General features: G+C 63.9%; 14 protein-coding genes. 11 read left to right on the top strand and 3 right to left on the bottom strand.

The features are described from left to right. Positions 1-8: 8 nt before the first annotated feature. The 3 genes from pstA to pstS form a co-directional block, all read right to left on the bottom strand. Positions 9-911, bottom strand: a complete 903-nt coding sequence (gene pstA / locus ABWI03_RS31305) for a phosphate ABC transporter permease PstA (protein WP_003944617.1) — start codon at positions 909-911, stop codon at positions 9-11. Further along, positions 908-1,888, bottom strand: a complete 981-nt coding sequence (pstC, locus tag ABWI03_RS31300; protein ID WP_298782896.1) for a phosphate ABC transporter permease subunit PstC — start codon at positions 1,886-1,888, stop codon at positions 908-910. Before pstC ends, pstA begins: the two co-directional genes overlap by 4 nt. 98 nt (positions 1,889-1,986) lie before the next feature. After that, positions 1,987-3,114, bottom strand: a complete 1,128-nt coding sequence (pstS, locus tag ABWI03_RS31295) for a phosphate ABC transporter substrate-binding protein PstS (protein WP_003944624.1) — start codon at positions 3,112-3,114, stop codon at positions 1,987-1,989. 231 nt (positions 3,115-3,345) lie between these two features. Between pstS and ABWI03_RS31290 the strand changes: the two genes are divergently transcribed. From ABWI03_RS31290 to arsA, 11 genes are read left to right on the top strand one after another with little or no spacing between them, the layout of a single operon-like run. Next, a complete protein-coding gene (locus tag ABWI03_RS31290) occupies positions 3,346-4,038 on the top strand; it encodes an arsenate reductase/protein-tyrosine-phosphatase family protein (RefSeq protein WP_003944613.1) in 693 nt (230 codons plus the stop codon). Beyond that, positions 4,035-4,706, top strand: a complete 672-nt coding sequence (locus tag ABWI03_RS31285) for an arsenate reductase ArsC (RefSeq protein ID WP_011331629.1) — start codon at positions 4,035-4,037, stop codon at positions 4,704-4,706. Before ABWI03_RS31290 ends, ABWI03_RS31285 begins: the two co-directional genes overlap by 4 nt. Before the next feature lie 36 nt (positions 4,707-4,742). Continuing rightward, positions 4,743-5,069, top strand: coding sequence for a DUF3349 domain-containing protein (locus ABWI03_RS31280; protein ID WP_003944646.1), 327 nt, complete (start codon positions 4,743-4,745; stop codon positions 5,067-5,069). A gap of 24 nt (positions 5,070-5,093) precedes the next feature. Then, positions 5,094-5,477, top strand: a complete 384-nt coding sequence (locus ABWI03_RS31275) for an ArsR/SmtB family transcription factor (RefSeq protein WP_037131620.1) — start codon at positions 5,094-5,096, stop codon at positions 5,475-5,477. Beyond that, positions 5,474-6,562, top strand: coding sequence for an ACR3 family arsenite efflux transporter (arsB, locus tag ABWI03_RS31270; protein WP_003944591.1), 1,089 nt, complete (start codon positions 5,474-5,476; stop codon positions 6,560-6,562). The genes ABWI03_RS31275 and arsB overlap by 4 nt, the downstream gene beginning before the upstream one ends. Then, a complete protein-coding gene (locus ABWI03_RS31265; RefSeq protein ID WP_003944644.1) occupies positions 6,559-6,975 on the top strand; it encodes an arsenate reductase ArsC in 417 nt (138 codons plus the stop codon). Before arsB ends, ABWI03_RS31265 begins: the two co-directional genes overlap by 4 nt. Before the next feature lie 41 nt (positions 6,976-7,016). After that, positions 7,017-8,003 carry a thioredoxin-disulfide reductase gene (trxB, locus tag ABWI03_RS31260; RefSeq protein WP_003944628.1) on the top strand — a complete coding sequence of 329 codons (987 nt, stop codon included), beginning with the start codon at positions 7,017-7,019 and terminating at the stop codon, positions 8,001-8,003. A gap of 27 nt (positions 8,004-8,030) precedes the next feature. After that, positions 8,031-8,438, top strand: coding sequence for an arsenate-mycothiol transferase ArsC (locus ABWI03_RS31255; protein WP_003944607.1), 408 nt, complete (start codon positions 8,031-8,033; stop codon positions 8,436-8,438). Positions 8,439-8,491: 53 nt separating this feature from the next. Then, positions 8,492-9,574 (top strand): ArsO family NAD(P)H-dependent flavin-containing monooxygenase, encoded by a 1,083-nt coding sequence (locus ABWI03_RS31250; protein WP_003944597.1) that lies wholly within the window; start codon positions 8,492-8,494, stop codon positions 9,572-9,574. Positions 9,575-9,605: 31 nt separating this feature from the next. Then, entirely contained in the window at positions 9,606-10,013 is a 408-nt protein-coding gene (gene arsD, locus ABWI03_RS31245) for an arsenite efflux transporter metallochaperone ArsD (protein ID WP_003944649.1), read from the top strand. 16 nt (positions 10,014-10,029) lie between these two features. Continuing rightward, positions 10,030-11,763: an arsenical pump-driving ATPase gene (arsA, locus tag ABWI03_RS31240; RefSeq protein ID WP_298782917.1), complete on the top strand. Its 1,734-nt coding sequence runs from the start codon at positions 10,030-10,032 to the stop codon at positions 11,761-11,763. Positions 11,764-11,842: the final 79 nt, after the last annotated feature.

The following is an 11,842-nucleotide window of genomic DNA, read 5'->3' as shown; positions in this document are numbered from 1 at the left end:
GTCCGTTTCTAGCGCTTGTTGGTGAGGAAGCGGGTCGCGAGCGCCGCAAGAAGGTTGAGGAGTGCCATGACGATGATCAGCGTCAGGGCTGCGCCCCACACTCGGAGCTGGCCTGCAGGCTGCGGGTTGATCAGCTCGGTGTAGATCAGCAGCGGGAGCGAGGCCATGTTGCCTTCGAAGACGTCGAAATTGATCGAGCGGGAGTAGCCGACGAGCACGAGGACCGGAGCTGTTTCACCCATGACTCGGGCGATGGAGAGCAAGACTCCGCTGATGATGCCCGGCATCGCGGTCGGGATGACGATGCGCATGATCGTCTTCCACTTCGGGACGCCCAGTGCGTAGGAGGCTTCCCGAAGCTCGTCCGGGACGAGCTTGAGCATTTCCTCGGTGTTGCGTACGACGACCGGCAGCATCAGCAGCACCAGCGCCAGCGAGACGGCAAAAGCGCTCTGTTCGAATCCGAGGGTGGCGATCCACAGGCTGAAAACGAACAACGCCGCAACGATCGAGGGCACACCTGCGAGAACGTCGACCATGAAGGTCACTGTGCGAGCGAAGGCTCCGCGCCCGTATTCGACCAGGTAGATCGCGGCCATGATGCCGAGCGGGACGGAGATGAGCGCTGCGATCGCTGCTTGGATCAAGGTGCCGTACAGCGCGTGGTAGATGCCGCCGGCGAACTGTTCCGGAAGCACACCCTGCAGAGAATTCGTCCACCAACCGGAGGAGGTGATGGCGCGCCATCCCTTTTCGATGACGGTGAACAGCACCCACACCAGAGGAATCAGCGCGATACCGAAGGCAGCGTAGAACAGTACGGTGGCGATACCGTTCTTGGCTTTGCGGCTGGTGCTGATGCTTTGGAACGTCGGCGCCTTGGCCGGCGCATCGAGGAGATCGGCGCTCATCCGTTGACCTTGCCTTTCGCGACCATGCGAGCGAGTGCGTTGACGACGAAGGTCAATGCGAAGAGGACGAAACCAGCGGCGATGTACGCGCCGGTCGGAAGGGGAGCACTGAACTCTGCCGCTGCAGAGGCGATCTTCGAGGCGAAGGTGTAACCGCCGTCGAAGAGCGACCAGGTCGAGGCATTGGCAGCCGAACGCAAGATGATCAGCACGGCCACGGTTTCACCGAGAGCGCGACCCAGACCGAGCATCGACGCGGCGATGATGCCGCTGCGCCCGAAAGGCAGCACGGTCATACGCACGACTTCCCATTTGGTGGCGCCGAGGGCCTGTGCCGCTTCGATCTGCGAGCGCGGTGTCTGGCGGAAGACCTCACGGGTGACGGAGGTGATGATCGGCAAGATCATCACCGCGAGAACAATTCCTGCGGTGAAGATGGTTCCGCCGCCGGTCAAGGAGACGTTGCCTTCGCTGAAGAGGAAGAACCAGCCGAGGTTGTCGTTGAGGAACTCCGCGACCGGGCTGAGCTTGGGGGCGAGGATGAAAATTCCCCAGAGACCGAACACGATCGAGGGCACTGCGGCGAGGAGATCGACGATCGAGCCGAAAGCGTGGGAGAGACGCGCTGGCGCGTACTGCGTCAAGAACACAGCGATACCCAGTGCGATCGGCACCGCAATCGCCAGAGCGAACACCGAACTGAGCACGGTGACCGTCAGTAGGTCACGGATACCGAAACGCAGATTCGATGCATCGCTGGTGACGAATTCGGTGCTGGTGAAGAAGTTCGCGTTGTTCGCCTGCAGCGACGGGATGGCGCGAATGAGCAGGAAGATGGCGATCAGGCCGATGGAGACGACGATCGTGGCACCGGCACCGGTGGCCAGCCACCGGAATAACTTGTCACCGAACTGGTGTTTTCCGGTCGAAAGAGACGAGGGAATGGTCGGGGAAGTCTTGCCGCTGTGATCAGGCATGCCGGGTATCTTTCCGCCCGCCCCCGGAGCCGCCGCAGTGGGCGTCTCCGGGGAGCGGGTTACGTCGTCGGGGTGCAGAGCCATCGCTGATCAGGCAATCAGGAGATCGCGTTGACTGCGGTGGTCAGCTTCTGCTGGAACGCGCTCGGGAGCGGGATGTACCCGTTTTCCTCGAGACCGTTCTGGCCGGCGCCGATCGTGGACTGCAGGAACGCGCGGACAGCGGTGCCGACCTCGGCGTCGGGGTACTTCGAGCACACGATCTCGTAGGTAGCCAGCACGATCGGGTACGCGCCGGTCTCGGCGGGCTTGTAGAAGGTGGACGTGTCGAGCACGAGGTCGTTGCCCTCACCCTTGATGGTGGCGCCGGCGATGGTCTTGCCGACGGTCTCGGTGGTGATCTCGACCGGTTCGGGACCGGCGGAGGTCACGATCTTGGCGGTCTGCAGGTCCTGAGCCTTGGCGAAGGACCACTCGTTGTAGGTGATCGCGCCTTCGGTGCTCTTGATGGCGGCGGAGGTGCCCTCGTTGCCCTTGGCGCCCTCACCGACGCCACCGACGAACGACTTACCCGCGCCCTTGCCCCAGGCGCCGTCCGAGGCTGCGTCGAGGTACTTCTGGAAGTTGTCGGTGGTGCCCGACTCGTCGTTGCGGTAGATCACGTTGATCTTCTCCGACGGCAGCGAAGCGCCCTCGTTGAGAGCCTTGATCGCCGGATCGTCCCAGGTGGTGATCGCACCGTTGAAGATCTTGGCAGCGGTGGGGCCGTCGAGGACGAGATCGTCGACACCCTTGACGTTGTAGGTCACCGCGAGCGGACCGAACACGACGGGAAGGTTCCAGGCGTCGCTGGCGCAGCGTTCCTTCGCACGGTCGTACTCGCCCTTGTCCTTGCTGAGCGGCGAATCGGAACCACCGATGTCGGTCTGGTTTCCGATGAACTCACTCACACCGGCGCCGGAGCCGTTGGACGTGTAGTTGAGAGTCTGCCCGCTGCACGCCTGCTCGAACGCATTCACGAAACGCGTCATGGCGTTGGCCTGGGCGGTAGAACCACTGCCCTTGAGTGCCGACTTGCCGCCGCACTCGACATTCGAGGTCGAGCCCGCGCCCGTAGATCCGGTCGAACCCGTCGCGCCGGTGTTGTTGTCGCTGCCGCACGCTGAAAGCAGGAGGGTGCTGGCCGCCAGCACACTGAGGGCGGCGCCAGATCGCTTGAGCTTCACGTAGTTCCTTCGAAGTATCGGGGTTGCTCGCGCGGCGCGCGGCCACCGAGATCGAGTGACACTGAGCAGCGCTGATTGCCGCTCGGGTGATGAACCTAGAGGCCGGGGATGAACGGATATCGCTGCGAAAATGAACGGAACATGAATCCATGGGCGAAAGTTGAATGAACAGCCCGGCTACCGGCAGGTATTGCTTGACAATCCCAAATTAACTCAGTGAGTATTGACTCAATGACTATTGAGCAAAAGTTCTCGCTCGAACAACGCGCCGCTCTCTATGGCGCCCTGGCCGATCCGGCACGGTTGTCGATCGTCGACATGCTCGTCCTCGGCGACGCATCGCCCTCGGAACTGCAACGCCGACTCTCCATCTCCTCGAACCTGCTCGCCCACCACCTCGGGGTCCTCGAACGCGCTGGTCTCGTGCACCGATCGAGATCCGAAGGTGACAAGCGCCGTACCTACCTACGACTCCAGCCCACCGCGCTGGAGGTGCTCGTTCCTACCTCGTCGCCCTTGACCGCGACGCGGATCGTGTTCGTGTGCACCCACAATTCCGCGCGCTCGCAACTGGCCGCGGCGTTGTGGAACAAGCAATCCCACATCCCGGCAGCATCGGCCGGCACCCACCCCGCTCCCCGAATTCACAGCGGCGCCCTCGCCGCCGCCCGCCGCCACGACCTACCTCTCGACGCCACGCGCCCGGCCGATGTCGCCGATGTCCTCGCACCCGGGGACATGGTCATCGCCGTGTGCGACAACGCCCACGAAGAAATGCGCGAAAACCCGAACTCTCTTCACTGGTCGATTCCGGACCCTGCCCGCACCGGCAGTGCCGCAGCGTTCGACCGAGCCTTCGACGACATCGACCACCGAGTCGCTCGACTCGCCCCCCATTGCCTCCCGAACGGAGAACTCTCATGACCGACAACCTCAGCACCACAACACATCACCGCGACGACCTGACCATCGATCAACGGTTAGCCCTCAAAAGCGCCGCCGCACACCTGGCCACGGAATTCACCGACGTCTTCAACACCGAAACCATCGAGCGGTTCCTGCATTCGTCCTACGACCAGTTCGCCGGCCGCGCCTCCGTCGTCAACTACCTCCCTCTCCTGGCCGAACGCTTCGCCCGGCAGCGACTACGCGCCCTGGCCAAGGTCGAAGGACTCTCCAACGACGGCAAACCCACCGTGTTGTTCTTGTGCACGCACAACGCCGGACGCTCCCAGATGGCCATGGGATTCTTCGAAAAACTCGCCGGGGAACGTGCCGTCGCATGGTCCGGCGGATCCGAACCCGGCACCAGCGTCAACGAAGCAGCCATCGAAGCAATGGCCGAACGTGGCATCGACATCAGCGGTGAATACCCCAAGCCATGGACTGACGAAGTGGTCCGCGCAGCCGACGTCGTCATCACGATGGGCTGCGGAGATGCATGCCCGATCTTCCCCGGACGCCGCTACGAAGAATGGGTCCTTCCCGACCCCGCAGGTCTCGGAGTCGACGCGATCCGCCCGATCCGTGACGAGATCGAACGGCGAGTACTCACATTGCTCGACGAGATCGACATCGCCGCCCAGCACTGATGCTCGTCGATGAATTCCTTGCGAAGAAGGTCTCTCATGTTCATTCCGGCAGTGGTCACCGCTTTTGTGCACTGGCTTCGCAGCGGCTACCCGCAGGACGCACCGAGATACGGTCACAGCCCGCTACTGGCTCTGATGGATCAACGGCTCTCACCTGCGCAGATCAGTGAGATCGTGATCGCGCTCGACGGGGAGCCGGCCACCGAGGCCATCGACATCCAAGTGGCCATCACGGCTGTCGCACGGCGGATGCCCTCACCCGCCGATCTGAGTGCCGTATGCGCGGCCATCGAGAAATCCGCGTCCAGGGAAGGGGCCTTCCCGTGCTGCAGAACCAGAGGCGTGCCCCATGTTGCGAACTGATTTGATCGATGTCAATATTGATGTATGTCGAATCAAGATGTGGCGGAGACCGGCGCCTGTTGTTCGCCACTCAACCGTGAACCGTTGACCGAAGACTGGGCTGGTGATCTGGCCCGGATGTTCAAAGCGCTCGGCGATCCCGTCCGGCTGCGACTGCTGAGCCTGGTGGCCAGCCACGAGGGCGGTGAAGCCTGCGTCTGCGACATCTCCGACACCTTCGACTTGTCCCAGCCGACGATTTCGCATCACCTCAAGGTGTTGCGCCAGGCCGGACTCCTCGACTGCGAACGTCGCGGGACCTGGGTGTACTACTGGGTGATACCCGCAGCCCTGCAACAACTTTCCGCCGTTCTGCTCGTGGAAGCATCATCCACTGCCGCCGACGTCCCACAGGAGACCGCCGTATGAGCGCCCCGTCCAGTACCGAACACCCCGAAGTCGTCGGAAAACTCTCCACCCTCGACCGCTATCTGGCGGTCTGGATCGGCGTGGCCATGGTCGTCGGCCTGCTGGTTGGACGCTGGATCCCCGGCGTGAACACTGCCCTGGACAAGGTGCAGATCGACGGCATCTCGTTACCGATCGCCCTCGGCCTGCTGATCATGATGTACCCGGTGTTGGCGAAAGTTCGCTACGACCGCCTCGACACTGTCACCGGGGACAAGAAACTCCTCGCCGGCTCCCTGTTCCTGAACTGGGTTCTCGGCCCGGCGCTGATGTTCGCCCTCGCCTGGCTGTTTCTGCCTGACCTGCCGGAATACCGAACCGGTTTGATCATCGTCGGCATCGCTCGCTGCATCGCGATGGTGATCATCTGGAACGACCTGGCCTGCGGAGACCGCGAAGCCGCCGCGGTGCTGGTCGCCATCAACTCGGTGTTCCAGGTGATCATGTTCGCCGTGCTCGGTTGGTTCTACCTCTCGGTCCTGCCCGGGTGGCTCGGCCTCGAACAGACCACCATCGACACCTCGCCCTGGCAGATCGCGAAATCGGTCCTGATCTTCCTCGGTATCCCGCTGCTGGCAGGTTTTCTGTCCCGCTTCTTCGGTGAACGCGCCAAAGACCGCGACTGGTACGACAACAAGTTCATCCCCAAGATCAGCCCCTGGGCGCTCTACGGTCTGCTGTTCACCATCGTCGTGCTCTTCTCGATGCAGGGCGAACAGATCACCTCCCAGCCCTGGGACGTCGTCCGGATCGCGCTGCCCTTGCTCGCGTACTTCGCGCTCATGTGGGGCGGAGGCTACGTCCTCGGCGCCGCAATCGGATTGGGCTATGAACGCACGACGACCCTGGCGTTCACCGCCGCGGGCAACAACTTCGAACTCGCGATCGCCGTAGCCATCGCCACCTACGGCGCCACCTCGGGGCAAGCTCTTGCCGGCGTAGTCGGCCCGCTGATCGAGGTACCGGTGCTCGTCGGGCTGGTCTATGTCTCCCTTGCTCTACGCAAACGCTTCACACCCACTGACGGAAAGGTTTCAGCCCCATGACCGACAAGCCCAGCGTCCTGTTCGTCTGTGTCCACAACGCCGGCCGATCGCAGATGGCCGCGGGATTCCTGAGCCACCTCGCCGGCGATGCCATCGAGGTCCGCTCCGCCGGATCTGCCCCCGCGGAGACCATCAACTCCGCCGCGGTCGAGGCGATGGCCGAGCTCGGAATCGACATCTCTGCCCAGACCCCGAAGATCCTCACCACCGACGCCGTGCAGGATTCGGATGTCGTGATCACGATGGGATGCGGCGACACCTGCCCGATCTTCCCCGGCAAGAGCTACCGCGACTGGGTCCTCGACGATCCCGCCGGCCAAGGCATCGACGCGGTTCGCCCGATCCGCGACGAGATCAAAACCCGCGTCCAAGCCTTGATCAGCGAACTCACCGCCCCGTCGGTATCGCGCTGACCGCTCGTACTGCCCGTATTCGATCCCGTGAAAGAGACACTATGACCATCCCGTCCGCGGTCCATGACGTCATCATTGTCGGTTCCGGACCGGCCGGCTACACCGCTGGTGTCTACACCGCGCGCGCTGAGCTCGCGCCCCTGCTCTTCGAGGGAACCCAGTTCGGTGGCGCCCTCATGACCACCACCGAGGTCGAGAACTTCCCCGGATTCCGCGAAGGAATCATGGGCCCCGATCTGATGGAACAGATGCGCGAGCAGGCACTGCGCTTCGACACCGACATCCGCACCGAGGACGTCGAGGAGATCGATCTCAGCGGCCCGATCAAGACGGTCGTCGCGAACGGCGAAACCTACGCCGCGCACGCGATCATCCTCGCCATGGGCGCAGCAGCCCGCTACCTGGGCATTCCCGGTGAAGAACGCCTCCTCGGCCGCGGCGTCAGCGCCTGCGCCACCTGCGACGGCTTCTTCTTCCGTGACCAGGACATCGTCGTGGTCGGCGGCGGCGATTCCGCGATGGAAGAAGCAACCTTCCTCACCCGCTTCGCTCGCTCGGTCACCCTGGTGCACCGCCGCGAGGAGTTCCGCGCCTCACGGATCATGCTCGAGCGCGCCAAGGCCAACGAGAAGATCCGCTTCCTGACCAACGCAGAGCCCGTCGAGGTGCTCGGTGAGAACAGCGTCACCGGCCTCGTCGTGCGCGACACCGTCACCGGTGAAACTTCCACACTCGAGATCACCGGCATGTTCGTCGCCATCGGCCACGACCCGCGCAGTGAGCTCGTCAAGGACCAGGTCGATCTCGACGACGCCGGATACGTGCGCGTCGCTCCCGGTTCCACCGCGACCTCCGTCGACGGCGTCTTCGCTGCCGGTGACCTGGTCGATCACACGTACCGTCAGGCGATCACCGCTGCCGGCACCGGATGCTCCGCAGCAATCGACGCCGAACGCTGGCTGGCCGACCGCGGCGACATCACCGCCAACACGCTCGACGCAGCCGGCCACACCGTAGACGCCGTCTGACTCCCACACCCAGCGAAAGGAACTTCGATGAGCAAGCCTTCAGTGCTGTTCGTGTGCGTCAAGAACGGCGGCAAATCCCAGATGGCCGCCGGCCTCATGCGCAAAGCCGCCGGCGACCAGGTGGACGTGTACTCGGCCGGCACCAAACCCGGCGACGCGGTCAACGCCCTGTCCGCCGAAACGCTCCTCGAGGTCGGGGTGGACATCTCCGGTGAGACCCCGACGTTGATCGATCCGCAACTGGTGCGCAATGTCGACCTCGTCGTCACCCTGGGCAGCGAAGCGAAGGTCGATCCCGTCGCCGGTACCGACTTCGAGAACTGGGACACCGACGAGCCGTCCGAACGCGGCATCGACGGAATCGAACGAATGCGGCTGGTCCGCGACGACATCGCTGCCCGCGTCGACGCCCTGGCCGGGCGTCTGACCACGTAATCGACGTATCACCCCGGCTGTCAGCAGAAGATCTGGATAAGGAAAGGACACTCGTGCACTCGCAAGGGACACCGATCACGGTCGACGTTGTCGTGATCGGTGGTGGTCAAGCCGGAATGGCCGCCGGGTACTACCTGCGCCGCTCCGGCCGCGACTTCGTCATCCTCGACGCCGAAACAGCGCCCGGTGGATCCTGGCAGCACTACTGGGACTCACTGCACCTGTTCTCACCAGCCGAATACTCCTCGCTGCCCGGCTGGCCGATGCCGGGCTGGAGTCCCGGTTTCCCGCCCGCCTCACACGTCGTGGATTACCTCACCGCCTACGAGACCCGATACGACCTACCGGTCCGCCGCCCGGTCCGCGTCACGTCCGTGACCCGCTCCGGTGACGGGTATCTCGTCGAATCCGATCACGGCAGCTGGTCCGCGCGGGCCGTCGTCAACACCACCGGGACGTGGCGGCAACCATTCTGGCCGATCTACCCCGGTATCCGCGAGTTCACCGGCACCCAAATCCATACCACCAGCTACCGTTCGCCGACCCCGTTCGCCGGTAGCAAGGTCGCCGTGGTCGGCGGCGGAAACTCTGCCGCGCAGATCGTCGCCGAAGTCTCCACCGTCGCCGAGACACTCTGGCTGACGAGCCGGGAACCGCGGTTCCTGCCCGACGACGTCGACGGCCGGATCCTTTTCGACGTCGCCCGTGAACATGCCCGTGAAATCGCTTCAGGTGAAACCGATTCCGGTGGCATCGCCGGCCTCGGCGACATCGTGATGGTGCCCCCGGTCCAAGCCGCCCGCGAGCGCGGCGTGATGGTGGCGCACCCGATGTTCGACCGCCTCACCGCCACCGGATTGGGATTCGGCGATCACGTCGAACAGGTGGACGCCATTATCTGGTGCACCGGATTCCGCCCCGCGCTACGGCACCTTCAGCCCCTTGGACTCCGAGACGGCGACACCGGACGCATCGAACTCGACGGAGCGCACGTCGCCGGTGAACCCGGATTGATTTTCCTCGGATACGGCGACTGGACCGGTCCCGCATCGGCCACCCTGATCGGAGTCGGCCGCACCGCCCGCGACGCCATCACCGCACTCGACGACGACCTCTTCACAGTCCCGGCCATCTGAGCAACATCCGAAACAAAACAGAGGACACATCATGAGCACCATCGAAGTATTCGAACCCGCCCTGTGCTGCAACACCGGCGTCTGCGGCGACGACGTCGACCAAGCGCTGATCACCTTCACCGCCGACCTCGACTGGGTCGCGAGCAACGGCGGCACCATCACCCGTCACAACCTCGCCAACGACCCCCTTGCCTTCGCCGGAAACGACACCGTCGCAGCATTCCTCAAAATCTCAGGCTCCGAAGGACTCCCGCTGGCGATCGTCGACGGAGTCACCGCCCTGACCGGTACTTATCCCACCCGCAACCAGCTCGCGAAATGGGCCGGCATCACCGAAGCCGGAGCCGCGGACGCGCCGGCCGGGATCGCCATGCTCGGACTCGCCGACGGCTCAGCATGCTGCTCCACCGACGACGCCGACTCCACCACCTGCTGCTGAAAGCACCCACAACGCAATGAAGTTCCTGAACGATGCACCCCGATTCCTGTTCTTCACCGGCAAAGGCGGTGTCGGAAAGACCTCCATCGCCTGCGCGAGCGCGATCACCCTCGCCCGCGCCGGGAAGAAAGTGCTGCTCGTGAGCACCGATCCCGCCTCCAACGTCGGGCAGGTCTTCGGCGTGAGCATCGGCAACACCATCACCGACATTCCCGCCGCTCCCGGATTGTCGGCGCTCGAGATCAACCCGGAACAAGCCGCCGCCGCCTATCGCGAGCGGATCATCGGCCCCGTCCGCGGACTGCTCCCCGAGAAGGAGATCGCGGCGATCGCCGAACAGCTCTCTGGGTCCTGCACCACCGAAATAGCGTCGTTCAACGAGTTCACCGGACTGCTCTCCTGCCAAGGCGACATCACCGCCGACTTCGACCATGTCCTCTTCGACACCGCTCCGACGGGGCACACCATCCGGCTGCTGCAGCTTCCCGGATCGTGGACCGAGTTCCTCGACGACGGTAGGGGCGACGCATCGTGCCTGGGGCCGCTGTCCGGGCTCGAGAAGCAGCGAGCCATCTACGCTGACGCTGTTGCCGCGCTCGCAGATCCGCAGCGGACCCGCCTCGTCCTGGTCTCGCGCGCCCAGCGTTCGACGCTCGCCGAAATTACCCGCACCCACCGCGAACTCGCCGACATCGGACTGACCCATCAGCATGTCGTGATCAACGGTGTCCTCCCGGCACCGGGCGACGACACCGATCCACTCGCGACCGCGATCTACCGGCGTGAACAAGCCGCGATAGCCGGCCTGCCCGACGAATTGGCGCAGCTGCCCACCGATCAGGTCCCGCTCAAAGCGACCAATATCGTCGGCATCGACGCACTCGAAAGCCTCTTCACCCCCGACCTCAGCCCGGTATCCGCCGCCTCAGCGGACCCGGCCCTGCAGCTACCCAGTGCTCCGCTCTCATCCCTGATCGACGAACTCGACACCGACGATCACGGCCTGATCATGTGCATGGGCAAAGGCGGAGTCGGCAAGACCACCATCGCAGCCGCCATCGCTGTCGCCCTCGCCGAACGCGGCCACCAGGTGCACCTGACCACCACCGACCCGGCCGCACATCTGACAGAAACCTTGAACGGGGAACTCGACAACCTCCAGGTCTCCCGAATCGACCCCGCCGAAGCCACCGAGCAGTACCGCACCCGGGTTCTGACCACCAAAGGCAAGAACCTCGACGAACGCGGACGCGCGAACCTCGCCGAAGACCTCCGATCACCCTGCACCGAGGAAGTGGCGGTCTTTCAGGCGTTTTCGCGGGTGATTCACGAATCGAGCCGCAAATTCGTCGTCGTCGACACCGCCCCGACCGGGCACACTTTGTTGTTGCTCGACGCCACCGGCTCCTACCACCGGGAAATCGCCCGCCAAATGGGTGAGAACACGAACTTCACCACCCCGCTCATGCGGCTCCAGGACCCGAACGCCACGAAAGTCCTACTCGTGACCCTCGCTGAAACCACACCTGTCCTCGAGGCCGCCGGTCTGCAAGCCGACCTGCAACGCGCAGGCATTCACCCTTGGGCGTGGGTGGTCAACAACTCCCTCGCGGCAGCCGAACCGACCTCGACGCTCCTGCAGCAACGCGCAGCCGGAGAGATCACCGAAATCGACAGCATCACAAACAAATACAGCCAGCGAACCGCCATCGTCCCGATGCTCGCCGAAGAACCGGGACTATCTCGTTAACGGTGTTTCGGCCGTTTTCATCAGTAGGTTTCTGATCCGGGCCAACGATCCGCGAACGTGATCGCGAAGGCATTGAGAG

The organism is Rhodococcus baikonurensis (assembly GCF_040489275.1).
GTDB classification, from domain to species: domain Bacteria; phylum Actinomycetota; class Actinomycetes; order Mycobacteriales; family Mycobacteriaceae; genus Rhodococcus_F; species Rhodococcus_F baikonurensis.
The sequence above is the reverse complement of the archived record's forward strand: the minus strand, read 5'-3'. Positions and strand labels throughout refer to the sequence as shown.